Here is a 25,911-nt window from a genome sequence, read left to right on the forward strand (position 1 = left end):
CCACACGGTCTCAGCGCTCCGCGATGTAGTGCGACATGGTCGCGCTCTCGCCCTCGGCGAGAAACGCGCGGATCTCGGTTTCCAGCGCGCGGTCGGCCACGGTGGCGCGGGCGCGCTGGTGCAGGTAGTCGGCCCACGAAGCGACGATGAAGCGCTCCACGTAGCGCGAAGGCTCGCCCAGGTCGCGGTAGACGCGCCAGAAGCTCGCGCCGTCGCGCCGGCGCGGCGCTTTCATGCGGGCGATGGTGTCCAGAAACGCCTGGTCCACCCCGGGCCGGATGCGGTAGCCCACTTCCACCGCCACCGGGCCGGCCGCCGGGCTGGGTTCGTCCACCACAAACAGCTCGTCCCACGGCGTGCCCTGCGTCACCTCGTGCAGCCCACCCATGCGCAGCGGAAACGGCCGCACCAGCAGCAGGCCGGCAGCCATCACCACGCCCGCGGCCACCAGCGCGGCGGTGAGGCCGGCGATGTCGGACACCGCGCCCCAGAAGGCCGAGCCGATGGCGAACGCGCCGAGCGCCGAGACGATGTGCAGCGCCACGGCCCGCGAGCGCACCCAGGGCGGCGCGCTGGCCTGGGTGGCGGTGTTGAAGGTGGACATGGTGGCCATCCAGGCGGCACCACCAAAGGCCATGGCGATGTAGACCACCCAGGGCACCCGCACCCACGCGGCCAGCAGCATGACCACGGCAAACACCGCGCAGCTGAGCGACACGATGGCGTCCAGCGCAAAGCGCGCACGCAGCCGGCCAATGACCAGACCGGAGGCCACCGCACCCGTGCCCAGGCAACCCATGAGCAGACCAAAGCCTTCGGCGCCGGTGCCCAGCTGGCGCTGCGCGATCACCGGCAGCAGTGCCCACAGCGCCGAGCCGGCTGCGCTGAACGCCATGACCCGCACCAGCTGCGCCAGGATGATGCGCGAGTGCCAAGCAAAGCGCAGGCCGCTCAGCGTGCCGCCCCACAGGCGCTCGGGCGGCAGGCTCGACGGCGGGTGCGCGCGCGGCGGCCAGCGGCGGATGGACTCCCACATCACCAGCGTGGTGAACACCGTGACCACGAACACCCAGCCCGCGCCCAGCCGCGCGAACAGCAAACCGGCCAGCGTGGGGCCGATGGCGCGCGCGGCGTTGTAGGCGATGCCGATGGCGGTGATGGCTTGCGGCCACTCCTCGCGCGGCACCGGGTCGACCACCGAGGAATTCCACGCCGGCGTGAGCACCGCCGTGCAGCAACCGCACACAAACACCAGAAACAGCACCGAACCCGGCCCGCCCCAGCCGCCCAGCACCAGCGCCGCCAACAAAGCGCAAGCCGCGACCTGGGCGATGAGCGCGCCCGAGATCAGGCGCCGGCGGTCGGTGGTGTCGGCCAGCACCCCGGCGGGCAAGGCCAGCAGGAACATGGGCAGGAACACCGCCGTTTGCACCAGTGCGGCCAGAAACGACGAACCGGTGAGCTCCACCATGAGCCAGGCCGCCGCCATGGTCTGCATGCCGGCGCCAATGAAGAAGATGGCGCCGCAAATCCACAAACCGCGAAAGGCGGGTTGGCGCAGGGGGCTCCAGATGGAGGAGGCGGTGGTCATGGGCCATTATTCCCCAGCCAACAGCCGCTTTTGTCGCGCTGGCGGCATTCAGGTGTCGAATCCCTTATGAATCAAGGAAAGAATATCTGCCTGTCTGGCCGATTGAAATTCGACCGGCAATAAAAAAGCAGCCCGAAGGCTGCTTTTCAATTCAACCGGATTGCAATCTTGAATTGCAATCCAGGGAATCAGGACTTGCGGCGGCGAATCGCGCCCAGACCCAACAGGGCAATACCGGCCAATGCCAGGGTACCGGGTTCTGGAACAACGCTGACCATGTCGACCTGGGCGTCCAGATCACCCATCTGTCCACCATTGATCTGCAACTCCAGGGCACCGACATCTGCGAAATTGGCACCGATGAAATCGGAGAAGTTGAAGATGTAGCTGCCGGCACCGGTGGCCGTGAGCATCAGCGAGGACATGCTGTACACGTTGTCGTTCATCACGTCGCTCCAGACGAAGAACGTCAGGGGCAGACCGGCGTCGGCACGGATCAGGTCCACTTTGAACGAAGTGCCGAAAGCCGTCAGGTCCAGGCCGCCCAGGCCATCGATGTCGATGGCGCCGCCGGTGCTGATGCCGTCCCAACGCACGGTGCCAAAGCCGTTCTGGCCCGACTGTTCGTTGTAGCTCAGCGTGCCGCCGTCACCACCCAAGAAGACGTTGGCGCTGACGCCAGCGTTCGGATCGGCTGCCACGTTGCCTTGCTTGGAAACGTACACATCACGGAAGCTGCCCAGGATGTCGCCACCGCCGACCTGCGCAGCGGAAACCGTGTTGCCGTCGGTGAGTTTGTCGCTGATCTCCATGCCTTGGGGCACGGTGAAGCTGTCGATCACAAGCGCGTGGGCGCCGCCGAAAGACAGGGCCAGAACTGCAGCAGCAGCGATTTTGGAAAGTTTGATCATGGGGTTGTTCCGTTGGATTTGGGAGAAGGTCAGGGGGTTTCTGGATATCAAATTCCCCCGACTGGTACCACCGTACGCAGTTAGCGTGCCAGACACCGAATCCTTCTATGTACCAACGACTTGACAAATTGGGCCGGAATTGCCCGGTTCAATTTTGTCAGAAGTGTCAAGTTTCCCGACATCGATTAATGTGCGTTGGCGCACATTCAATTGCCCAACAGCCCCGCAAGCCTTCAGACAATGCCATTTCGAATGGCGTACACGGTCAATTCCGCGTTGTTGGCCAGGTGCAGTTTTTCCAGCACGCGGGCGCGGTACACGCTCACCGTCTTGGGGCTGAGCATGAGTTCTTCGGCGATGTCCGAGAGCTTCTTGCCCGAGGCGATCTTCTGCAGGGTCTGCAGTTCGCGCTCCGACAGGCTGGCGTGCAGCTCTTCGCTCTCGGGCGCGTGCAGGTTGTCCACCAGCATCTGCGCCACCTCGGCCGTCACGTACTTGCGGCCCTGCATCACGGTGCGGATGGCGGCCACCAGCTCGGCCGGCTCGCCCGCCTTGTTGAGGTAACCGCGTGCCCCCGCCCGCAGGCAGCGGATGGCGTACTGGTCTTCCGGGTACATGGACACCACCAGCGTCTTCGCGGTGGAGCCCTCTTCCTTCAGCGCGGCCAGCACCTCCAGCCCGCCGCGCCCGGGCATGTTGAGGTCGAGCACGAGCACGTCGCACTCGGTCTTGCGCATGGCTTCGCGCAGTTCGGGGTAGCTGCCCGCTTCGCCCACCACCTGGATGTCGGTGGCCTCCGAGATGGTGTCGCGGATCCCGCGTCGCACCACCGCGTGGTCGTCACACAAAATCACCTTGATCATGGGCTTCCTCGGCGGCTTTCACCGCGCTGTCCGGTTTGTTGGGTGATGTCAGGGGCACCGACAGAATGACCGATGTGCCCCGGGGAGAAGTGCTCACGTCGAGCCAGCCGTCCACCTTGGCGGCACGCTCACGCAGGCCCAGCAGCCCGAACGATTTGGTCTTGCGCAAGGCGTCCGGGCCCATGCCCTGGCCGTTGTCGGTGACTTCCAGCGTCAACACGCCTTCGCCGTCGCTCAGGTCGATCTCGACCGCGGTGGCCCGGGTGTGTTTGGCAATGTTGGTGAGGGCTTCCTGCGCCGTGCGGTAGGCCACCAGCTGCACGTCCATGGGCACATCGATCTGGTCGGACGACCGGCGGATGGTCACCCGCAGGCCGCTGCGGCGCTCGAAGCCGCCGGCCAGCCACTGCACGGCGGCCACCAGGCCCTGGTCGAGGATGGGCGGGCGCAGGTTCATCATGATGCGCTGGCTCGCGCCCAGGGCGTGCTGCAGCATTTCCATGGCGGTGCCCACGTGCTGGAGCACGTCGGGGTCGGTTTCGTGCCGACCGACCCAGGCCAGGTCGAGCTTCACGGCGGCCAGTGCGCCACCGATGTCGTCGTGGATCTCGCGGGCGATGTCGGCGCGTTCCTGTTCGATGCTGGTCTGCAGGTGCTCGGCCAGCTCGGCCAGACGGCGGCGCGACTCGGCCAGCTCTTCGGCGGCGCGCGCGCGTTCGCGTCGGGTCTGCGAGACCTCGATCGCACGTTCGATCACGTGCGAGAGCCGGTGCATGCTGTCCTTGAGCAAGTAATCACTCACGCCACGGTGCATCGCGTCCACCGCCGCCGTCTCGCCGATGGCGCCCGAGAGGATGACAAACGGAATCTCGATGTTCATCTCGCGCACCACGTCCCAGGCGTCCATGCCGGTGAAGCCGGGCAGGTGGTAGTCGGCCAGCACCACGTCGAAACGACCGGTGAGCAGTTCGCGCTTGAAATCATCAATCGTGTCGACCAGCACCACCTCGCTGGGCAGCTTGCTGCGCTGCAGGGCGAACTTCACCAGCGCGTGGTCGACCCGCGAGTCTTCCAGATGCAGGATGTGAACCGGGGGTTTGTCGAGGTTCTCGGACATGCCTGTTTGGAATGTTGGGAAGGTGGTGGGCCGGTCTGCGCTGGCCGATGGTCGGCAGCGGCAGCCGGGCAACCCGGGAAATGGCGCTGAATTTGGCCCGTTATCTGCCGATACAGCTTCTTACAGACCTCGAAAATTGTACTGCCCACCCTATTCCACATGCCCTACACGAGCAACTCCATGGACCACCTGACGATGCAGCATGCCCCGCCGTGCGTCTCCCTGCCCGTGAATCTGGTGGCCAACCTTCAGGACGCACTGCTCATGGCCGTGACCGACCTGCAGCGCCTGGAAGGCCTGCTGGACCACGCCACCGCCAACCTCATGGAGCGCTTCGGCGCGACCAACGCGGCCCTGGGCACATTGCCCGAGGAACACCAGGAAGAATTGGGCCCCATCCGCACCAACCTGCACCAGGCCGTGACCGAACTCCAGTTCCACGACATGGCGACCCAGTTGATCGTGCACACCAGCAAGGTGCTGCAGAGCTGCGCCTGGCGCCTGGCCGAAGAGGCCATGGAGCCCGAAGAGGGCGAGATACCGCTGGGCCTGGACCCCATGCCCGAGCGTCCCAGCCCGGTGACACAGAGCGAGATGGACGCCGGCTCCATCGACCTGTTCTGAGCAAACAGGCCCCGATTCAAGACCCCCCGGTATCTGCCGATATTTGACTGAAACACGGAGTTAGCCATGCGATCCATTCTTGCCGTCGACGATTCGGCTTCCATGCGAAAAATGGTGGCGTTCACCCTCACCGGAGCGGGCTACCACGTGGTCGAGGCGGTGGACGGGCAGGATGCTTTCGACAAAGCGCAGACCCACAGCATCGACCTGGTGCTGACCGACCAGAACATGCCCAACATGGACGGGCTGAGCCTCACGCGCAAGCTGCGCGAGCACCCCAAATTCAAGACCACGCCCATCCTGATCCTGACCACCGAGTCCAGCGACCAGATGAAGCAGGCCGGCCGCAGCGCGGGCGCCACCGGCTGGTTGGTCAAACCCTTCGATCCCGCCCGGTTGATCGAAGTCATCCAAAAAGTCATTCGTTAAACAATCGCGCGCCGCTCACCAGCAGCCAAGGAGACCCCACATGGGTGAAATGATGAACGAAGGTCAAAGCCTGGCCAACGACATTGACCTGAGTCAGTTCTACCAGATCTTCTTTGAGGAAGCGGGCGAAAACCTCGACCAGATGGAGCAGATGCTGCTCGCACTGGACGTGGAAAAAGCCGACGACGAAGAGCTCAACGCGATCTTCCGCTGCGCCCACTCGATCAAGGGCGGTGCCGCCACCTTCGGCTTTGCCGACGTGGCCGAACTCACGCACCAGATGGAGTCGCTGCTGGACAAGCTGCGCCGCCACGAACTCAACCCCACCGCCGCCATGGTGGACGTGCTGCTCGAATCCAGCGACGCGCTGCGCCTGCAACTTGCCCACCACCAGGGCCGCGGCAATGACACCCCCGCCACCGGCGACCTGGTCGCCCGCATCTACACGCTGGCCAACGGTGAAGAGGCCGCGGCCCCCGTTGCCGAAGCCGCTCCCGCACCGGTGGTGGCCGCCCCTGTGGTGGAGGCCCCCGCCGCCGCCCCGGCACGCGTGATCAACAAGCCCGTGGTCAAGGCCACCCGCGAACTGGAAATCCACATCGGCCCGGTGGACAACGTGGCACAAGCCGAGGGTGTGGCCGAACTCTTCCGCGACATCCCCGGCCTGGGCACCATCGAAGCCCTGCCCTGCGACCAGGCCAACAAGCGCGTTTACCGCGCCACCACCACCTCGTCCGATGCCGACCTGATGGACCTGTTCACCTTCCATGTGAGCAAGGAAGAGATCCGCATCGTGGATCTGGCTCCCGCCGCCGCCGAGGAAGAACCGGCCGCGCCCGTGCCGGCCGCCGGTCAGGACTTCGGCTTTTTCGACGGCGCACCCGGCGTGCCCGCCCATGCCGTGGCCGCTGCCCAGGCGGTGGTCAACGCGCCCGAACACACCACCAAAGCCGCGGCAGCGCCCAAGGCCGACGCCCGCGCCGCCGCACCTGCTGCCATGGAGTCGAGCACGCTGCGCGTCTCGGTCAGCAAGGTCGACCAGCTGATCAACCTGGTGGGCGAACTCGTGATCACCCAGGCCATGCTGGCGCAGAAGAGCCGAGAGCTCGACGACGGCGCCAACCAGCCGCTGCTGGCGGGTCTGGCCGACCTCGACCGCAACACCCGCGACCTGCAGGAAGCGGTGATGTCGATCCGCATGATCCCGATGTCGGTGGTGTTCAACCGTTTCCCGCGCATGTTGCGCGACCTCGCCACCAAGCTGGGCAAAAAGGTCGAGCTGGTCACGCACGGCGAAGCCACCGAACTCGACAAGGGCCTGGTGGAGAAGATCACCGACCCGCTGACCCACCTGATCCGCAACAGCTGCGACCACGGCATTGAAATGCCCGACGAGCGCCGCGCCAAGGGCAAGTCCGAGCACGGCACCATCACGCTGTCGGCCACACACGAAGGCGGCTCCATCCTGATCGAAGTGCGCGACGACGGCAAAGGCCTCAACCGCGACAAGCTGCTGAGCAAGGCGCGCGAGAAAGGCATTGACGCGCCCGACTCGATGACCGATGCCGAGGTCTGGGGCCTCATCTTCGCCCCCGGCTTCTCCACCGCCGACCAGGTGACCGATGTGTCCGGTCGCGGTGTGGGCATGGACGTGGTCAAGAAAAACATCGCCGCGCTCAACGGCACGGTGGAGATCGATTCCGCCGAAGGCTACGGCATGCGCGTCTCGGTGCGCTTGCCACTCACCCTGGCCATCATGGACGGCATGTCGGTGCGGGTGAGCGACGAGGTCTACATCCTGCCGCTGTCCAGCGTCATCGAATCCTTCCAGATCAAGCCGACCGACATCAACACGCTGGCGCAAGGCGCCCAGGTGGTCAAGGTGCGCGACGAGTTCATGCCGGTGATCGAGCTGGAACGTGTGTTCCAGGTGCCGCGCTTCGAGCACAGCGGCGCCAGCCCGATCATGGTCGTGGTGGAAGCCGACGGCCAGCGCGTGGCGCTCATGGTCGACGAGTTGCTCGGCCAGCAGCAGGTGGTGATCAAGAACCTGGAATCGAACTACCGGCGCGTGCCCAACGTATCGGGCGCCACCATCCTCGGCGACGGCAAGGTCTCGCTGATCCTGGACACCTCCAGCCTCGTGCGCCGCTCGCGGCACTGAAGCCTTTCAAGACAATCAGCGCGCCTGGCGCGCCCCAGTCCCCAACCGGTCAGGACACCCGATGCTGCAGCAAAGCCCTTCCCCCCAACGCGTTGCGCGTCCGGTGCCGCCCCCCAGGACGCCCGCGTCCGACGACGGCCCGCTGGCCGAGGGCCGTGAGTTCGTCTGGTCCGACGCCGACTTCTCGCGCATCAAGGCGCTGATCTACAAGAAGGCCGGCATCAGCCTGCACGACGGCAAACACGCCATGGTCTACAGCCGCGTCTCGCGCCGCCTGCGCGAAACCGGCCATGACAGCTTCAAGACCTACCTGGACTGGCTCGAACACCACGACGGCGCCGAGTGGCAGGAGTTCATCAACGCGCTGACCACCAACCTCACCGCGTTCTTCCGGGAGCAACACCACTTCGAGATCCTGGCGCAGATGTTTGCCGCCAAACGTTCGCAGAACTGGCGCATCTGGTGCTCGGCCGCCTCCACCGGCGAAGAGCCGTATTCCATCGCGATCACCGCCACCGAGGGCCTGGGTGCCAGCGGCTCGTTCGAGATCGTCAACAGCGACATCGACACCAAGGTGCTGGCCACCGCACAACGCGGTGTGTACAAGGCCGACGGCACCAAGGGCCTGAGCCCGGAACGCATGCAGCGCTTCTTCATGCGCGGCAAGGGCAGCAACGAAGGCTTCATGCGGGTGAAACCCGAGCTGCAGAAGAACATGAGCTTTCAGACCGTGAACCTGATCCACGATCTGCCGTTTCGTGAACCGTTCGACGTGGTGTTCTGCCGCAACGTGATGATCTATTTCGACGCCGCCACGCAGCGCCAGGTGCTCGAGCGCATCCACCGTGTGATGAAACCCGGCGGCATGCTGTTCGTGGGCCACGCCGAGAACTTCAGCGACGCCCGCAACCTGTTTGCCCTGCGTGGCAAGACCGTGTACGAGCGCCTGTAAGGCAACGGCATGATCGCAGCCCCCCTCTCAAAACTCGACCAGCTCAAGGCCAGCAAGCGCAAGGCTGGGGAGGCGAGTTTTTTCTACCACGACCACCACTTCCACCAGGACGCGGTGAAGGTGCTGCCCGGCGAGTACTTCGTGACCGCCGACGACATGTTGGTGATGACCGTGCTGGGCTCCTGCATCGCCGCCTGCATCTACGACCCGCGTGTCCGCGTGGGCGGCATGAACCACTTCATGCTGCCCGACGGGGGCATGGACGCGGGCGGGCGCTACGGCTCGTTCGCCATGGAGCTGCTGATCAACGAAATGATGAAGCTCGGCGCCCGGCGCGAGACCATGCAGGCCAAGGTGTTCGGTGGTGGTCAGGTGATGCACACCTTCACCACCATGAACGTGGGCGAGCGCAACACGCAGTTCGTGCTGGATTATTTGCAGACCGAACGCATCGCGGTGATCTCCAAGGACGTGCTGGACATCCACCCGCGCAAGGTCTGCTACTTCCCGGCCACCGGCAAGGCCATGGTCAAGCGGCTGGCCCATTCGCACCCCGAAACACTGGAAACACAGGAACGCAAGAGCAGCGCGTCCGTGGTCGCCAAGGCGATCACCGGCGGCTCGGTGGACCTGTTCTGAAACAAGCGACAAGAAGACAAGGAGAGGACCATGGCAAAGATCAAAGTGGTCGTGGTGGACGATTCCGCCCTCGTGCGCAGCCTGCTCACCGAAATCATCAACCGCCAGGCCGACATGACTTGCGTGGGTGCTGCGGCCGATCCGCTGGTGGCGCGCGAGATGATCCGCGAAACCAACCCCGACGTGATCACGCTGGACGTGGAGATGCCGCGCATGGACGGGCTGGAATTCCTCTCGCGCCTGATGCGCCTGCGGCCCATGCCCGTGGTGATGGTCTCCACCCTCACCGAACAGGGCGCTGAAACCACGCTGCGCGCACTCGAGATGGGCGCGGTCGATTTCGTGGCCAAGCCGCGCATCGGCGTGAGCAGTGGTTTGCAGGAGCTCGCCGGCGACATCGTGGACAAGATCCGCGTGGCGGCGGGCGCTCACGTCAAGCGCCTGCCGCCCGCGTCGGGTGCCGGCTCTGCCCCAGCTGGTGGCGGCGCTGCGGAGCCACCGCGCGCGGCGCTGCCGCGGGTGTCCACCGAAAAGATCATCTGCATCGGCGCCTCCACCGGCGGCACGGAAGCCATCCGCGAGGTGCTCATGCCCATGCCGGCCGACGCGCCTGCCATCGTGATCACCCAGCACATGCCGCCGGGCTTCACCACCAGCTTTGCCAACCGGCTCAACACGCTGTGCCGCATCCGCGTGCAGGAAGCGCGGCACGGCGAGCGCATCCTGCCCGGCCACGCCTACATCGCCCCCGGAGGCCACCACTTCCGCATCGACCGCAGCGGCTCCAACTACGTGGCCGTGGTGGAAGACACCGAACCCGTGAACCGGCACCGTCCTTCGGTGGAAGTGCTGTTCAAGTCGGCCGCACGCGTGCTGGGCCCCAACGCGCTGGGCATCATGCTCACCGGCATGGGCGCCGACGGCGCGCAGGCCATGCGCGAGATGAAAGATGCCGGCAGCTACAACTACGTGCAGGACGAAGCCAGCTGCGTCGTCTTCGGCATGCCGCGCATGGCCATCCAGTACGGAGCCGCGCACGAGATCCTGCCGCTGACACAGATCGCCTCGGCCGTGCTCAACCGCCTGGCCAGCGCACCCGCTGGCGTGCGCCACCGCATCTGACCTCCCCAATCTCCCCAAACGTCTTCAGGACACACCACCATGAACACGCGTCGTTGCTTCACCTTGCTGCTGGCTTTGGCCGCGGCCACCCCCCTGGTTTTTGCCCAGAGCCTGGAGATGCCCAAGGGCCGCACCGTGCTCAGCGTCAGCGGCAAGATCGGCGCCTCCAACAAGGGTGAACTCGCCGTGTTCGACATGGCCATGATCGAGAAGCTGCCCCAGCACAGCTTCACCACCCGCACACCCTGGTACGACAAGCCGGTCAAGTTCACCGGCCCGCTGCTGGCCGACGTTCTCGCCGCGGTGAAAGCCAGCGGCGCCACCGTGAGCGCGGTGGCGATCAACGACTACGCGATCAACATTCCGGTCGAGGACGTGAACAAGCACGGTGTGCTCATGGCGCGCCTGATCGACGACAAGCCCATTCCCGTGCGCAGCAAGGGCCCTTTGTTCGTGGTCTATCCGTTTGACAACGCCGCTGAGCTGCGCACGTCGGTCTACTACGAGCGCTCGATCTGGCAGCTCAAGGCACTGGACGTGAAATGAACACCAGACCCACCGGCCTGGGAAGCTGGCGTGTGGGGCACTGGGTGGCCGCGATCGGTGCGGCGCTGCTGGTGACCCTGACCCCGCTGAGCTACATCCAGTGGAAGCAGTTCAACCTGATGCAGGACGTGGCGGTCAACCAGATCGACTCGATCATGTGGCAGTCCTACCAGCTCGAGCGTGAACTCGGTCACCTTGCTTACGCGATGCACAGCTCGCTCGACCCCGAATCCACGGTCGAGCCCGATTTCCTGGTCGAACGATACGACGTGTTTGTGAGCCGCATCGCGCTGGTGACCGACATGCCGCGCAGCGACTTGCTCAACACCACGCCGGCCTATCTCGAAGCCATCCGGCTGGTGAACGCCTTCGTGACCGACGCCGACCCGGTCTTTGCCGACCCCGCCGGATTGCTGGCACAGCGCTCCACGCGGCTGGCCTTGATTCAGACCATCGAACAGACGGAGCCGGCGCTGGGCGAACTCACACGCGAGGCCAACCGGGCCACCGCACGTTTTGTGGACGAACGCAACATCCAGCTGCGCGAGCAGGGCCGCCTGGTGATTGCCCTGGCCGGCGTGCAGGCGGGTGTGCTGTTGTTGTTCGTGGCGCTGCTGGTGCGTCACCTGCGCCGCCAGGTCGTGCAGTACGAAAATCTGCAAGCCATCTCGCGCGAACTCGCCGTGGCCAGGGACGAGGCCGAGGCCGCCAACCACGGCAAGAGCGTGTTCCTCGCCAACATGAGCCACGAAATCCGCACACCGTTCCAGGGTGTGCTGGGCATGCTCAACCTGCTCGACGAAACGCGGCTCTCGGGCCAGCAGCGCGACTACGTGCAGACCGCGCGCGACTCGGCGCAACACCTGCTGGGTGTGCTCAACGACATCCTCGACGTGTCGACCATGGAGTCCGGCACGCTGCGCCTGGCGCCCGAACCGGTGCGCCTGCGTTCGCTGGTGCAGGAGGTTGAAGGCCTGATGCGGGCCGCGGCGCGCGAGAAGGGCCTCACGATGCAGGTCGACACCGCGCACGATCTGCCCGAGTGGGTGATGGCCGATCCCACGCGCGTGCGCCAGATCCTCTTCAACCTGCTGGGCAATGCCGTCAAGTTCACCAGCCAGGGCAGCGTCACGGCCCGACTGTCCCGACTGGACAACACACCGGCCGGTGTGTGCATCACCGTGCAGGACACCGGCATGGGCATGGACCGGGCCACCGTCGCCCAGCTCTTCACCCGCTTCTACCAGGCCGACAACTCGGTGCGCCGGCGCATCGGCGGCAGCGGGCTGGGGCTGGAGATTTCGCGTAACCTCGCCAACATGATGGGCGGCAGCATCGAGGTCCACAGCGAACCGGGCCAGGGCTCGCTGTTCACCGTGCACCTGATCCTGCCCGAGACCGTCGCGCCCGCGCAGGCAGAGCACGTCAGCGACCAGCCGGGCCACACGCGCCGGCTGCGCGTGCTGGTGGCCGAAGACCACCCGATCAACCTCAAGTACATGCACATCCTGCTGGAGCGCATGGGCCATGAGGCGGTGTTCTGCGAAAACGGCCAGGAAGCCCTGCAGCTGCTGGAGCGCCAGAGCTTCGACGTGGTGCTGCTCGACTACCACATGCCGGTGCTCGACGGCATGGCCACCACCGAGGCCATTCGCGCTCTTGAGGGTCCCAACAAGGACATCAAGGTCGTGCTGGTCACCGCCGACGTGGTGAACGACACGCGCAAAAAGGCGCTGGATGTGGGCGTCAGCGAATTCGCCAGCAAACCCCTGCAGGCACAAGACCTGCAGCGAGCCTTGCAGCGCTGCGGTCTGCTCGATGCCGCGACCGCCCCGGCAAGCGACCCGGCGCCAGGCGCCGAGCTGGCGGCACCCGAACCGGAAGAGCTCAATGCCAGCGCGGCCGGGCTGATCGACACGGAGTCGTACACCGAGATCGTGGCGATGATGCCGGCCGACACCATGGACGAACTGCTGTCCACCCTGTTCGAGCCGCCCGAGGGCAGCGTGCACGTGCTGCTGGCCTCACTGGCGGCAGGAGACGCGGATCAGATCGCCTACGACGCGCACAAGCTCAAGGGCACGGCCATGCTGCTGGGCTTTCGAGCGCTGGTGCGGACCTCGGCCCAGATCGAGCGCCTGGCCCCGGAAGACAACGCCGCCTTGCGCCGCGAGCTGGGCACCCAGCTGCTGGCCGACATGACCCGCACGCAGCTGGCCCTGCAGCAGTTCGCGACGGCCGAGCAGGCCTGACCTCCGGCGCGCGCCAGCAAGGTGGGCGCCCTGGCCTAGGCCAGGGATCGGGTTTGCCGGGCCACGCGCTCCAGGTCACCCAACGCCCGCAGGCACTGCAGACCCGGGCTGCTGGTCAGGAATGGTCAGGAAGTTTGTCCCGTTGACCCACAGAGAAGGGCAGACGGAGCTGCCGAGGTTCATTCCCGGGGCGGACAACCGCGACCGGCGCGCGGCACGGAGCGGCACAACGGTTCTTTGCAGTTCACCGGGTCGAGATCAGCAAACCGCCGCGGGCTCGGTCTGCTCAAGCGCCAGCACGCGGGAAACTTCCTCCAGCAACACCGGCAGCCGGGACGACTTGGTGACGAAGCCGTTCATGCCCGCGGCGGCCGTGGCCACGACGTCCTGGTTCTGCGCGCTGGCGGTCAGCGCGATGATGGGCACCGGCCGCTGTCCTGCGGCCCGCTCCTGAAGGCGGATGCGCCGGGTCGCCTCCAGGCCGTCGACCTCGGGCATCTGCACGTCCATGAGCACCACATCGAAACGCTCCTCAGCCGTTGCCTGCACCGCCTGGGCGCCCGAGCCCACGCAGACCACCCGGTGCGCCTTGCCCAGCATCAACCGCAGCACCTCGATGTTCAACAGCACGTCGTCGGCAATCAGGATGTTGAGTCGGGGCAAGGCGACCTCGCGGGCCAGAACCGGCGACACCAGTTCCTCGATGTGGGCCACCGCCAGCGGCAGCCACACGGTGAAGGTGCTGCCCTGATGCAGTTCGCTGACCACGGTGATGGTGCCTCCCATGAGATCGACCAGCTTCTTGCAGATGGTGGTACCCAGGCCCGTGCCACCAAAGCGTCGCGTGGTGGAGGAATCGACCTGGCTGAACGGCTCGAAGATCTGGTCGAGGTAGGCCGCGGGCATGCCCACGCCGGTGTCGATGACCTTGAACAGCAGCCCGCCCCGCTCGGACGAGATGTCCAGCTTCACGTGACCGCAGGGGGTGAACTTGATGGCATTGCCCAGCAAGTTGCCCAGCACCTGTCGGATGCGAAAACCATCGCCCTCGAAAAACGGCGCCACCCCGGGTTGCACCGTCACCTGCAGCTCGATGCCCTGGGCCTGGGCCGACGCGCCGTGCACCAGCGTCAACTCCCGCACCAGCGCGTCAACGCTGAAGGGGCAGATCTCGAACTCCACCAGGCCCTTGTCGAGCTTGGCGGTGTCCAGGATCTCGTTGAGCAGGCGCAACAGCGACCGGGCGGAGCTTTCGACCACCTGCAATTGCTCACGCTGCTCCGGCTGCAGCGGGCCGTCGAGCAACACCGTGATGAAGCCCAGGATGGCGTTCATGGGCGTGCGCACCTCGTGGCTCATGTTGGCCAGAAAAGTGCGCCGCGCCTCGGCCACCTTCTCGGCTTGCAACCTGGCCAGCTGCAGGTCGGCCACGGCCTTGCGGTCCGAGATGTCCTGTGCCAGCTTGGACGCACCCACGATGCGCCCGGCCTCGTCGCGGATCGGCGAGACCGTCACCGACAGGTGGACTTCGCTGCCGTCCTTGCGCAGGCGAACGACCTCGGCATTGGGCACCGATTCACCCGCCAGCACGCGCTGGAGCAGGTCTTTCTCCGTGTGCAGGTCCTCCGGCTTGAACAGGCGGGTGATGGGCTGCCCCACCATGTCGTCGGACGAATAGCCAAAGATCTCGGTGGCACCCTGGTTCCAGGTCAGGACCACACCCTCGGTGGTCTTGGTGACGATCGCGTCGTGCGAGCTGGCCACCACCGACTGCATGTACTGGAGTCGGGCGGTCAGGCCGCGCAGGCGGATCACCATGGACAGCAGCACCACCAGAAGCGAGATCGCGGCCACGGTGACGGCGATGCCGGCCATCAACCACGGCGAGCCCGCCTGCGAGGCATCGCCTGATGGCGGGGTGCCGGTGAAGTGCACCGCAGCCATGCCGCAGTAGTGCATGGCGGAAACCGCCAGACCCATGAGCACGCCCGAGAGCGCATTGCGCCATGCCGCGGAGAGCTCCGGGCGCCAACGCTGCAAGGCCTGACGCACCCAGAGTGCCCACACGGCCAGCAGCACCGCCACGACCACCGACACCGCCACCATCACGGGATCGAAGTGCAGGCCGTCCATGCCCTCCAGGGCGAACATGCCGGTGTAGTGCATGGCCCCCACGCCAAGGCCGAACAGCCCCCCGCCGAGCCAGAGCGTGGTGGTGCTTTGTCGCTTGAGCATGAGCAACCACAGCGCCAGCGACGAAGCCAGCACGCTGGGCACCATGGACAGGAGGGTGATGTCCACCCTGTAGCCCGCCGCACGGCACAGGTCGAGCGCGAGGATGCCCACGAAGTGCATGGCCCAAACGCCCGAACCCAGCGCCAGGCCACCGGCCAGCACCATGCACAAGGCGGACACGCCTCGAAAGCGGTCGGCCTGCGACGACACCACCATGGCGGCCACCCCGGCCAGCACGGCCAGTCCCACCGACAGCACCACCAAGGCGGGTTCGTGATGACCCAGCAACAACAGGGAAACATCGTCCGGGAGCGGAAGGGAATCGGTCATGAGCGCAATGGCTGGCCAGTGTTGTCTGTACCTCGACTCGATCCGCGTTGAACTTGAGGAACAAGTTCACACAGTCATATGTTCGATACCGAACATACAAATCGCCTCACACCATCAAGTTGGCGCGCGACGGGTCGAAATCTCGGGAAGCCGGTGAAACCCGCGAACAAGCCCCAAAACCCCCGATTCATAAGGGGTTTCAAGCTCCACCCACGCGGGATGATCCGGTCAGGCGATCGAGAAAGTCGCCGACCGGGCGAAACCCCGGACCCCCCCACCAAGGAGCCACCATGTCCGGTCGCATGACGCTTGCAAGACGTCTCTTGCTCATCAACACGACCCTGATCGGCTTGCTGATCCTCGTGTCCCTCACGGTCTGGTTCATGATGGACAAGGTCATGGCCGCGGCCGACCGCATCAGCAAGACCAACGTGCCACAGCTCGAGCTGATCGCCGAGCTGGAACTCAACGTCACCCGTGCCTCGCTGCAGGTGCGCCACGCCATCCTCGCGCGCAACCCGCAGGAGCTGCAGGCCACGCTGGACGACGTGACCGCCAAGAAGAAACTGCTGATGGAGAAGCTCGAGGCGTTCGGCAGCGGCATGATCGACGAAGACGGGCGCAAGGCCTTCGCTCCGCTGCCCGGTCTGATGGACGAGTTCTGGAAACAGGGTTCGGCCAACGTGGCGCTGATCCAGGAAGGCAGAAAGGAAGAAGCCTTTGTGTTCCTGGTGGACAAGACGATTCCCGCACGCAATGCGCTGCTGGCGCCGCTGGCGCTGGAGAAACAGCGACAAGGTGAGCGGCTGAAGTTCCGCGTGGGCGAGGTCAAGGAGTTCTCGGAGCTGGACCGCGACGTGGTCATCGGCGCGGTGCTGGTGGTGGCCGCAGGCTTGCTGGGCATGACCTGGTACCTCGGCCAGGTGACACGACAACTCGGCGCCGACCCGGACCAGCTCAAGCGCGTGGCCGAATCGGTGGCGCAAGGCGATCTGAGTGTGACGATTGACCTGAAGCAAGGTGACACCACCAGTGCGATGGCCGCCCTGAACACCATGACCCAGCGGCTGGCGCAATCGGTGAGCCGGGTCCGGATGGGAGCCGAAGGTGTGTCCAACGCCAGCTCGGAGATCGCTTCGGGCAACTCGGACCTTTCGGGCCGCACCGAGAGCCAGGCCAGCGCGCTGGAGCAGACCTCGGCCTCGATGGAGGAGCTGGGCTCCACCGTGCGGCAGAACGCCGACAACGCCCGCACCGCCAACCAACTGGCGCAGTCGGCATCGACCCTGGCCACGCAGGGCGGCGACGTGGTGAACCAGGTGGTCTCGACCATGAAGGACATCAACGACAGCAGCCAGAAGATCGCCGAGATCATCGGTGTCATCGACGGCATCGCTTTCCAGACCAACATCCTCGCGCTCAACGCAGCGGTGGAAGCGGCCCGCGCGGGAGAACAAGGCCGCGGATTTGCGGTGGTGGCCGGCGAGGTGCGCAACCTCGCGCAGCGCAGCGCCGAGGCAGCCAAGCAGATCAAGAGCCTGATCTCCACCAGCGCCGAGCGCGTGGGCCAGGGCACCGCCCTGGTGGACCGCGCCGGCGTGACCATGACCGAGGTGGTGGCGGCGATCCGCCGCGTGACCTCGATCATGGAAGAGATCAGCAACGCCAGCGCCGAACAAAGCGCCGGTGTCGGTCAGGTGGGCGAAGCCGTGACCCAGATGGACCAGGCCACCCAGCAGAACGCCGCGCTGGTGGAGCAGATGGCGGCAGCCGCCACGGGCCTGAGCACGCAGGCGGCCGATCTGGTGAGCGCCGTCGCGGTGTTCAAGTTGAAAGGCTGAAGCCCCACGCTCCGCCGCTGCGCGGGTCGCTGCCCCCCAAGGGGGCTGATTCGTCTTGGGGCGGCCCGGCGGCGAATCGGTCGGCGCCCCAGCAGTTTTAGACTTTCTCGCTGAGCAGCGTGCCCACCTCCAGCGGTGCCAGGCTGTTCTGGCCGTTCTCGTCGTAGGCAATCACTTCGCCGCCAGGCACCTGAGGTGCGACCTCGGCCGCAGATTCTTCCGCGGCTTGCGGCATCACCGGCCAGGGCATGTTGTCTGCTTCGGCCTGCTCGGGCGACCCGGGCACTTTGGCACTGGGCAACAAACGGCGTGAGATGGTGGACGCCGCCACGGCCGACAGGTCGGGCGCAGTGTCGCTCTGGTTGCCGGGCAGGGGCTCGGCTTTGGGCTCCAGCCCCAGGGCCTGGTCGACCACCGCGGCGCTGGCCGCCCACATGCTGGCCAGCACCTCCTGCAAACGGTCCATGGCCTTGCGGTGGCTGGCCTTGTCGGCCTCGGCCTTCTTGATCGCCTGCTCGGCGCGCTGCGCCGCCGCTTCCTGACGGACCTGCGCGCTGGCCTTCGGCTCGGCGTCGGAAGCGCGCTGCGGTGCTGCCGGGCTGGCCTCGTCATCCGCCTGGGCGCGCGTTCGGCGCGCCTCGCGCCGGGATTCCAGATCGTGCTGTGCTTCACGCCCACCCGACTGCACCGGCTGGATCGGCGGCGTGGCCGCCACCGGCGCCACGGCGGCGGACGGCGGCGTGGGCCAGGACACGGGGCTGGTGGTGGAGATGTTGATCATGGCGGACCTCTCAAAGGGCCACCGGGCGGAAACATGCCCGGTGTTCTTGGCTCTCTATCGGCTCGCCTCGCGCGAACTTGAGGCCGACTGGCGTCTTCTTTTCGGCAAACACACCGGCACAGGCGCCCCACCGTGCGCCAGCGAACACATCCAGAGGCTGATGGGCCACGAAAATGCGCTGCATGCACCTCTTCCCGCGCCCCACACCATGCTGAACACCGCATGGGCCCTGATCCGAGACACCATCAACGCCTGGCTGGACGACTACGCGCCCAGCATGGGAGCGGCGCTGGCGTTCTACACCCTCTTTTCCATCGCGCCGCTGCTGCTGATCGTGATCTCGGTGGCCGGCCTGCTGTTTGGTGAGCCGGCCGCGCGCGGCGAGATCCTGGCCCAGCTGACCCAGCTGGTGGGCACCGACAGCGCGGTGGCGGTGGACTCCCTGCTCAAAGGCCTGGACCGCCCCGAGGCGGGCATCTGGGGGACGCTGGTGGGCATCGTGGTGGTGGTCGCGGGCGCCACCACCGTGTTTGCCGAGCTGCAGGACGCCATGGATCGCATCTGGCGCGCTCCCCCCCACCCCGAAACCGGCGGCTTTCTGCGCTTTCTGAAAGTGCGTCTGCTGTCCACCAGCATGGTGCTGGGCATCGGCTTTCTGCTCATGGTCTCGCTGGTGCTGAGTGCGGCCATGGCGGCGCTGGGCAAGTGGTGGGCGCCGTGGCTGGGTGCGCTGGCGCTCATTGCCGACCTGATCAACTTCTGCTTGAGCTACCTCTTCGTCACCACCGTGTTCGCCATGATCTACAAGTGGATGCCACGCGTGCCCGTGGCCTGGCGCGATGTGTGGCTGGGCGCGGCCATCACCGCGCTCTTGTTCACGGTGGGCAAGGAACTGATCGGCCAGTACATCGGGCGCAGCGGCGTGGCCTCGGTGTTCGGCGCGGCGGCGTCCATCGTGGTGCTGCTGCTGTGGGTGTACTACTCGGCGCAGGTGTTCCTGCTGGGTGCCGAATTCACCAGCGTCTATGCCCACCGGCACGGCTCGCTCAAGGGCTGGGCGCCGCAGCCCATGCCCCGGAACCCGCCCCATTCACCAACCTAGGCGCGATCGCCGGGGGGCGGAACCGGTGCCATGTCCACGCGAGTCCAACGGGGCCCCAACCACCCGAAGGCCGCCGTGAAACGCTCCACCGACACCGCCCACCCCGTCCACAACCGCCGCGCCATGGTGCGCAACCCCCAATCGGAATTTCTGCAAGGTCAGACGGTGCAGGACTTTCTGGACGGCCAGGAACCCGACACCAAAAAATACCGTTCGCTCGAACGCAAGCTGGTGCTGGCCAACGAACCGGCCCTCCTGCTGGACCTCATCGGCGTGACCGGCGAAAGCAATGTGGTGCTCAGCGGCGCCTACGACGCCGAGGACGACATGCCGCCCTTGCCCGACGGCCTGTTCGAGTTCTTTGCCGAACACATCAACCAGGTGCCCTGCGTGTCGTCTTTCACCGTCACCCAGGCGGTGCTGACGGCCCCGGCTTGCGCCAAGCTCCAGGCCACCCTTACCGCCCCGGGCTGCGAGCTCACGGAACTGGGCTTCGTGAACTGCCGCTTTGCCGACGCGCACGTCAACTTCGTCGCCGACGCGCCCACGATCGAAGAATTCACCTGGTCCCATGAATACGACCAGATGCCGCAGGCGCTGGAGATGGACCGCGTTCTGCCAGCGCTGGCCCACTGGCGCAAGCTCGAAAGCGCCATCTTGCGAAGCCTGGGTGCGCCGCTGAACTACGCCGCCATCACCGCCACGCTGTTGGCCAACCCCCGCATCACGTCGCTGGACCTGCACTGCAACACCGCACCAGGCTCGCTGGGCGCCGCCGGACACCCCTCGCCGGGCAACCCGGTCATCCTGTTCGAGATGTTCAGGACCAACCGCACCGGTCTCACCCAGCTCAACTTCCAGGTCGCGACACCGGGCAACCTCCCCTTTGCCGCCTTCTGCATGCAATGCGTGACCCACGCCATGGCGGAGAACTCCACCCTGCAGACCCTGGAGCTTCCCGGCGTTGCGCTGTGCAGCGATGCGTTCCGGCACAACTTCGAAGACAGCCTTCAACGCAACCGGTCGCTCACGGCGCTGGGCCCCCGGGGTGAGTTCAGCCGTCCCATGCGACTGGCCATCGAGGCCAATGCCAAGCGCCACCTCTGGTTCTCCCAAGACTTCATCCGCGGAGCCCTGGGCGAGTTCATGCGGCTCAAGGGCGCGCCCAAAGAAGTGGGCACCGAGGTGGCCAGGTACCTGTACGCCACGCCCTACGAGCAAACCTACTGCGGCGCCATCGTCGCCCTGCTGTGCAAGGCCACCCAGGCGGGTGGCGTGCAAGTGCGCAGCGCTGGTCTGCGAGAGGCCATCCTGCAACTCATGCGGTCCAACTGCCAGGAGGACTGCCTGGAACTGCTGAATTCGCTGAGACCACGCGGCATGGGCCTGCTGCCGGCGGACAAGGCGGTGGTGGTGCACTTCGCCACCACCACCGGCCGCCTGAACTTCCTGCCCGCGGGCTACGCGGGCTGAAGTCCCCCGACCGCGGCGGCCTCGCAAAACCGTCCGGTCGCCCGGTGCATGGGGTGGTATTGGGCCGGAAAGACCACCAATATCAGCCCTTCATTGTTTGTGGGTATTGCCGATACTTCATTTGTACGGTACCGAACACAGGCGCTCGACGTGCTTGGTGCCCTGTCGTCAACCCACCAGCGAGAGCCCCATGCGCACCAACCTGCCCGTCACCCACCAGGAGTTCGTCATCCCCGAGGGCGTGACCCTCGTCTCGACGACCGATCTGCAAAGCCGCATCACCTACTGCAACCCCGCCTTTGTCGCGGTCAGCGGTTTTGACCGCGAGGAACTCATCGGACAACCGCACAACCTCGTGCGCCACCCCGACATGCCCACCGAGGCGTTTCGCGACATGTGGGCCACGCTGGCCAGTGGCAAGCCGTGGTCGGCGCTGGTGAAGAACCGCCGCAAGAACGGCGACCACTACTGGGTGGTGGCCAACGCCACGCCCGTGATGGAAAACGGCCAGGCGGTGGGTTACATGTCGGTGCGCACCAAACCCACGCGCGATCAGGTGAAGGACGCCGAGGCGCTCTATGCCCGCATGCGCAGCGAAGCCGCATCGGGCCACGCCAGCATCGCCCTGCACCAGGGCCGAGTGGTGAGCACAGGCCTGCTCGGCCGGCTGCAGCGCATGGCGCAGCTCACCCTGGGCAAACGCATCGCCATTTCCTCCGTCGGCCTGGCCGCAGTGGGCCTGGTGATCGGTGAATACGCCGCCGCGCAGGGCACTGTGGCCCATGTGGGCGCGGGCGCATTGCTGCTGACGATCGCCACCTTCGCCGCGCTGAGCCTGCGCAGCCAGATCCTGAACCGGCTCACACAATCGATCGCCTTTGCCAACCAGATGGCGGCGGGCGACCTGTCGGCGCGTTTCAAGGGCGAGAGCCGTGGCGAGTTCGGTGAACTCAGCCGCGCGCTGAACCAGCTCAATGTGAACCTGCAGGCGGTGGTGTCCGACGTGCGCCACGAGGTGGAAGGTGTGCAGGTGGCGTCCAACGAGATCGCCGCCGGCAACTCCGACCTGTCCTCGCGCACCGAATCGCAGGCCAGCAGCCTGGAAGAAACGGCCGCCTCGATGGAGCAGCTCACCAGCACCGTGCAGCAAAGCGCGAACTCGTCGCGCGAAGCCTCGGTGCTGTCGCAGCGCTCGGCCACCGTGGCGCGCGAAGGCAACGAAGCCATGAACCAGGTGGTGGCCACCATGGACGACATCAGCAAGTCGTCGCGGCGCATCGGCGAGATCATCGGCGTGATCGACGGCATCGCTTTCCAGACCAACATCCTGGCCTTGAATGCGGCGGTGGAAGCTGCCCGCGCGGGCGAACAGGGCCGCGGCTTTGCCGTGGTGGCCGGCGAGGTGCGAAGCCTGGCCCAGCGCACGCTGAGCGCCGCCAAGGAGATCAAGGTGCTGATCGACGAGTCGGCCGACAAGGTCACGCACGGCAGCCAGCTGGTGCACAGCGCCGGGCAGACCATGGCCAACGTGGTGGGCTCGGTGGAACAGGTCAACGGCCTGATCGCCGAAATCACCGGTGCCACGCACGAGCAGTCGATGGGCCTGGCGCAGATCAACCAGGCGGTGGGTCAACTCGACTCGGTGACGCAGCAGAACTCGGCCATGGTGGAGGAGCTGTCGGCTGCGGCCAGCTCGCTGCAGGCGCAGGCGCGCGTGATGAACGACGCAGTGAAGATTTTCCGCCTCGACAACCGCAAGCAGGCCGCCTGAACACGGGTTCGCCAATTGAGGTTTGAGCGCAAGCCGCGTCGACTTGATCACGCCTTTTCATATGTTCGCTAGCGTACACTGGCCGCACCGACAACAACGAAGCGAAGCCTTCTGCCAACGGGCTTCCTCGCACAGGAGAAGGCACCGATGACGACCCAACGCATCGCGCTGGACGAGTACCTGGGACAGGCCTTCAACCGCATTCCGGTGGCCATGATCGTGGTCAACAGGGAAGGTGACATCATCCGCATGAACGATCTGGCGGAAACGACCTTCGGCTACCAGAGCGAAGAACTGATCGGCCAGAAGGTCGAGACGCTCATTCCTTCGCGCTACCGCCACAGGCACCCCGGCTACCGGGGCGGCTTCCTGTCGGAGCCCAGCGCGCGACCGATGGGCGCCGGTCGAGATCTCAGCGGCCTGCGCAAGGACGGCAGTGAATTTCCGGTGGAGATCGGCATCAACCCGGTGGAGACGGGCGAGGGTCCGATGATCCTGTCGGTGATCCTGGACCTGAGCGAGCGCAAACAAAGTGAAAAACGCATCCAGGACGCGCTGCAGCAGAAAGACCTGCTGCTCAAGGAAGTGCACCACCGCGTGAAAAACAACCTGCAGGTGATCCACAGCCTGCTGGACCTGCAGGCCCTCAAGATCAGCGACACCGACATGGTCGATCTTCTGCGCGACAGCCAGAACCGCATCCGCTCCATGTCGCTGATCCACCAGACGCTCTACCAGTCGCAAAACTTCGCCCAGGTCGACTTCCAGCGCTTTCTGGGCGAGCTGCTGCCGCGGCTCACCGAGTCGTACGGCGCGCGGTCGCGGCAGGTGCGCATCGACATCCAGGCGCGCGATGTGAAGCTGCCGATCAACGAGGCCATTCCCTGCGGCCTGATCGTCAACGAGCTCGTGAGCAATGCGCTCAAGCACGGCTTTCCCAACGATCAGGTCGGCTCGGTCGTGGTGGAGATCCACCAGGATGCCGACCAGGTGGTCCACCTCTCCATCAGCGACGACGGCCAGGGCATCCCCCCCGGCATGGACCTGGCCAGGTCCGAGTCGCTGGGCCTGCAACTGGTGAACCTGCTGACGCGGCAGTTGCACGGCCAGTTGGAGGTGCAGCGCAGCCACCCCACCCGGTTCACCCTCACCTTCCGCATGGGCGACAAACCATGAACGCCACGGCACACATCCTGATCGTCGAAGATGAAGCCATCGTCGCTTTCAACTTGCAGCAGCGCCTCACCCAGATGGGCTACCACGTGCCCGATGTCGCCGTCTCGGGCAAGGAGACGCTGCAGTTGGTGTCCAAGACCCGGCCCGACCTGATCCTGATGGACATCCACATCGAAGGCGGCATGGATGGCATCGATGTGGCCGCGCGCATCCACGAAACCAGCCCGGTGCCGGTGATCTACCTCACCGCCTATTCGGAAGATTCCACGCTGGATCGCGCACGCAAGACGCGCCCCTACGGCTACCTCATCAAGCCGTTTTCCGAACGCGAGCTGCACGCCACCATCCAGATGGCTCTGGAGCGGCATTTGGCTGAAGAAGCCCTGGCCGAGAGCCAGCGCCTTCTGCAGCAGGCGCTGGACGCCGCCCACATGGGCACGGTCGAATTCGACTGCACCAGCGGCCAGGTGCGCCTCTCACCCGGCTCGGCAAGCCTGATGGGCCAACCGAACAACTGCGCACTCACGTTCGCGGAATTCCTCTCCAGCATGAACGAGGCGGACCGGCCCGCGATGGCTGCGCAGATGGACGCGTCCACCGCGCCTCTGCACAAGTTCAGCGAAGAGTTCCGGGTGGGTAAGGACGCGCATGGCGACCGATGGATCAAGATCGACGCCAGCCCGCTGCCCGGTCAGCGGCTGAGCGGCATCGTGCAGAACATCACCCAGCGCAAGACCGCCGAGATCCAGATGGGCCAGCTCAACGACAGCCTGGAGCTGCAGGTGGGCGAGCGCACCAGCGAGCTGCAACAGAGCCTGAGCGAGCTGGAGACCTTCACCTACTCCGCGGCCCACGACCTGCGGGCACCCATCCGCGCCATCGCCGGGCTGAGCACGGTGATGATCGAAGACTATGCCGACGGGCTGGGTGCGCCGGGCGTCAAGCTGCTCAAGACCATGGGCGCCTCGGCCACGCGCATGGGTGCCCTCATCGATGCCCTGCTGGAAATGTCGCGCCTGTCGCGCTCGGCCATGAGCGTGACCGAGGTCGACATCAGCCAGATGGCCAGCGAGCTCGGCGAGTTGCTCATGGCGTCCGAGCCCGACAGACGGGCCGTGATCACCGTTGCCCCGGACCTGACGGCGCTGGCGGACCCCACCCTGGTGCGTTGTGTGCTCGACAACCTGATGCGCAATGCCTGGAAGTTCAGCGCCAGGAAGGAGACCACCCACATCGAGGTGGGCGGCTTCATGCACGAAGAGGGCCCGGCGTTCTTCGTGCGGGACGAAGGCTGCGGCTTCGACATGAAGTTCGCCGAACGGCTGTTCGCCCCCTTCAACCGGTTGCACAACCACAACGAGTTCAGCGGCTCGGGCATCGGCCTGAGCATCGTCAAACGCATCGTGGCGCGCCACGGCGGCCGCGCCTGGGCCGAATCGGTCCCGGGCGAAGGTTCGACCTTTTTCTTCACGCTTCAGGGTTGAGGACGGACGGTCCTTCCCAGCCTCGACCGACAACAGAGATCGAATTCAGGCCTCCTCAGACGCCTCCGCACGCGCCGGCCGCACGATCGTCACGGGCACAGCGCAGTGCTGCACCACATGCTGCGCGACCGAGCCCAGGCCGCGTTCGCCCTCGCCGCTGCCGTGGGCGCTCATGATCACGGCGTCGCAGTCGTGGCTCTCCACCATTTCCAGCAAGGTGTGCGCGGGGTCGCCGCTGGCCACGGCTTCTTCCACCAATTGGCTGGCCGAGGTGAACAGCGCCACGGCGGGGCGCACCAGGTCGTGGCCGGCGGCGTCGCTCACTTCGTGCAACACGTCGGGGTCGTGGGCGACCACGAGCTCGTAGAGGTTGGGGCCTTCCTGCACGTTGGCCACCACGAAGCGCGCCTTCAGGCCCGAGCTGACCAGGCGCATGGCGTGGTAGGCCGCGTGCATGGACTGGGCCGAGCCGTCGACGGGGATGAGGATCTTGATCATAGCGAATTCC

At 65.9% G+C, this 25,911-nt stretch carries 21 protein-coding genes; 14 read left to right on the forward strand and 7 right to left on the reverse strand.

The features are described 5' to 3' along the window. Nucleotides 1–10 precede the first annotated feature (10 nt). The 4 genes from BSY239_RS15940 to BSY239_RS15955 all read right to left on the reverse strand — a co-directional run bounded on the left by BSY239_RS15940 (nucleotide 11) and on the right by BSY239_RS15955 (nucleotide 4,482). Nucleotides 11–1,591: an MFS transporter gene (locus tag BSY239_RS15940; RefSeq protein ID WP_069047655.1), complete on the reverse strand. Its 1,581-nt coding sequence runs from the start codon at nucleotides 1,589–1,591 to the stop codon at nucleotides 11–13. Between the two features lie 188 nt (nucleotides 1,592–1,779). After that, nucleotides 1,780–2,502, reverse strand: coding sequence for a PEP-CTERM sorting domain-containing protein (locus BSY239_RS15945; protein ID WP_069047656.1), 723 nt, complete (start codon nucleotides 2,500–2,502; stop codon nucleotides 1,780–1,782). Between the two features lie 233 nt (nucleotides 2,503–2,735). Then, nucleotides 2,736–3,365: a response regulator gene (locus tag BSY239_RS15950; RefSeq protein WP_069047657.1), complete on the reverse strand. Its 630-nt coding sequence runs from the start codon at nucleotides 3,363–3,365 to the stop codon at nucleotides 2,736–2,738. Beyond that, a complete protein-coding gene (locus tag BSY239_RS15955) occupies nucleotides 3,343–4,482 on the reverse strand; it encodes a hybrid sensor histidine kinase/response regulator (protein ID WP_069047658.1) in 1,140 nt (379 codons plus the stop codon). The genes BSY239_RS15950 and BSY239_RS15955 overlap by 23 nt, the downstream gene beginning before the upstream one ends. Nucleotides 4,483–4,641: 159 nt before the next feature. Here BSY239_RS15955 and BSY239_RS15960 point away from each other — a divergent pair, with 159 nt between their 5' ends. The 8 genes from BSY239_RS15960 (at nucleotide 4,642) to BSY239_RS15995 (ending at nucleotide 13,210) form a co-directional block, all read left to right on the forward strand. Beyond that, a complete protein-coding gene (locus BSY239_RS15960) occupies nucleotides 4,642–5,106 on the forward strand; it encodes a hypothetical protein (protein WP_236944086.1) in 465 nt (154 codons plus the stop codon). A gap of 66 nt (nucleotides 5,107–5,172) precedes the next feature. Continuing rightward, nucleotides 5,173–5,535, forward strand: coding sequence for a response regulator (locus BSY239_RS15965; RefSeq protein WP_069047659.1), 363 nt, complete (start codon nucleotides 5,173–5,175; stop codon nucleotides 5,533–5,535). Between the two features lie 40 nt (nucleotides 5,536–5,575). Continuing rightward, the gene (locus tag BSY239_RS15970) at nucleotides 5,576–7,699 is read left to right on the forward strand and encodes a chemotaxis protein CheA (protein ID WP_069047660.1); all 2,124 of its coding nucleotides are present in this window, start codon (nucleotides 5,576–5,578) and stop codon (nucleotides 7,697–7,699) included. Nucleotides 7,700–7,760: 61 nt separating this feature from the next. Beyond that, complete coding sequence (locus BSY239_RS15975) at nucleotides 7,761–8,651, forward strand: CheR family methyltransferase (protein WP_069047661.1); 891 nt, start codon at nucleotides 7,761–7,763, stop codon at nucleotides 8,649–8,651. Between the two features lie 9 nt (nucleotides 8,652–8,660). Beyond that, nucleotides 8,661–9,290, forward strand: a complete 630-nt coding sequence (gene cheD, locus BSY239_RS15980; protein ID WP_069047662.1) for a chemoreceptor glutamine deamidase CheD — start codon at nucleotides 8,661–8,663, stop codon at nucleotides 9,288–9,290. A gap of 30 nt (nucleotides 9,291–9,320) precedes the next feature. Further along, entirely contained in the window at nucleotides 9,321–10,412 is a 1,092-nt protein-coding gene (locus BSY239_RS15985) for a protein-glutamate methylesterase/protein-glutamine glutaminase (RefSeq protein ID WP_069047663.1), read from the forward strand. Between the two features lie 39 nt (nucleotides 10,413–10,451). After that, nucleotides 10,452–10,958, forward strand: coding sequence for a hypothetical protein (locus BSY239_RS15990; RefSeq protein WP_069047664.1), 507 nt, complete (start codon nucleotides 10,452–10,454; stop codon nucleotides 10,956–10,958). After that, nucleotides 10,955–13,210 (forward strand): ATP-binding protein, encoded by a 2,256-nt coding sequence (locus BSY239_RS15995; RefSeq protein ID WP_069047665.1) that lies wholly within the window; start codon nucleotides 10,955–10,957, stop codon nucleotides 13,208–13,210. The genes BSY239_RS15990 and BSY239_RS15995 overlap by 4 nt, the downstream gene beginning before the upstream one ends. Nucleotides 13,211–13,468: 258 nt before the next feature. Here the strand turns inward: BSY239_RS15995 and BSY239_RS16000 are convergent, their stop codons facing one another. Continuing rightward, nucleotides 13,469–15,775 carry an MHYT domain-containing protein gene (locus BSY239_RS16000; protein ID WP_069047666.1) on the reverse strand — a complete coding sequence of 769 codons (2,307 nt, stop codon included), beginning with the start codon at nucleotides 15,773–15,775 and terminating at the stop codon, nucleotides 13,469–13,471. 290 nt (nucleotides 15,776–16,065) lie between these two features. Here BSY239_RS16000 and BSY239_RS23015 point away from each other — a divergent pair, with 290 nt between their 5' ends. Then, nucleotides 16,066–17,616: a methyl-accepting chemotaxis protein gene (locus tag BSY239_RS23015; protein WP_269465944.1), complete on the forward strand. Its 1,551-nt coding sequence runs from the start codon at nucleotides 16,066–16,068 to the stop codon at nucleotides 17,614–17,616. A 97-nt stretch (nucleotides 17,617–17,713) separates the two neighbouring features. Here the strand turns inward: BSY239_RS23015 and BSY239_RS16010 are convergent, their stop codons facing one another. After that, nucleotides 17,714–18,397, reverse strand: coding sequence for a hypothetical protein (locus BSY239_RS16010; protein WP_069047668.1), 684 nt, complete (start codon nucleotides 18,395–18,397; stop codon nucleotides 17,714–17,716). Nucleotides 18,398–18,605: 208 nt separating this feature from the next. Between BSY239_RS16010 and BSY239_RS16015 the strand changes: the two genes are divergently transcribed. The 5 genes from BSY239_RS16015 to BSY239_RS16035 all read left to right on the forward strand — a co-directional run bounded on the left by BSY239_RS16015 (nucleotide 18,606) and on the right by BSY239_RS16035 (nucleotide 25,403). Then, nucleotides 18,606–19,499, forward strand: coding sequence for a YihY/virulence factor BrkB family protein (locus BSY239_RS16015; protein WP_069049036.1), 894 nt, complete (start codon nucleotides 18,606–18,608; stop codon nucleotides 19,497–19,499). A gap of 75 nt (nucleotides 19,500–19,574) precedes the next feature. Then, on the forward strand, nucleotides 19,575–20,972 hold the full coding sequence (locus BSY239_RS16020) for a hypothetical protein (protein ID WP_156775506.1): 1,398 nt from the start codon (nucleotides 19,575–19,577) through the stop codon (nucleotides 20,970–20,972). 190 nt (nucleotides 20,973–21,162) lie between these two features. Beyond that, nucleotides 21,163–22,743, forward strand: coding sequence for a methyl-accepting chemotaxis protein (locus BSY239_RS16025; RefSeq protein ID WP_069047670.1), 1,581 nt, complete (start codon nucleotides 21,163–21,165; stop codon nucleotides 22,741–22,743). A gap of 147 nt (nucleotides 22,744–22,890) precedes the next feature. Then, nucleotides 22,891–23,919, forward strand: coding sequence for a sensor histidine kinase (locus BSY239_RS16030; protein WP_069047671.1), 1,029 nt, complete (start codon nucleotides 22,891–22,893; stop codon nucleotides 23,917–23,919). Continuing rightward, nucleotides 23,916–25,403, forward strand: a complete 1,488-nt coding sequence (locus tag BSY239_RS16035) for a sensor histidine kinase (RefSeq protein ID WP_069047672.1) — start codon at nucleotides 23,916–23,918, stop codon at nucleotides 25,401–25,403. The genes BSY239_RS16030 and BSY239_RS16035 overlap by 4 nt, the downstream gene beginning before the upstream one ends. 45 nt (nucleotides 25,404–25,448) lie before the next feature. Here BSY239_RS16035 and BSY239_RS16040 read toward each other — a convergent pair whose 3' ends face one another. Continuing rightward, nucleotides 25,449–25,901: a universal stress protein gene (locus BSY239_RS16040; RefSeq protein WP_069047673.1), complete on the reverse strand. Its 453-nt coding sequence runs from the start codon at nucleotides 25,899–25,901 to the stop codon at nucleotides 25,449–25,451. Between the last annotated feature and the right edge of the window lie 10 nt (nucleotides 25,902–25,911).

This window comes from Hydrogenophaga sp. RAC07, assembly GCF_001713375.1.
Lineage (GTDB): Bacteria > Pseudomonadota > Gammaproteobacteria > Burkholderiales > Burkholderiaceae_C > Hydrogenophaga.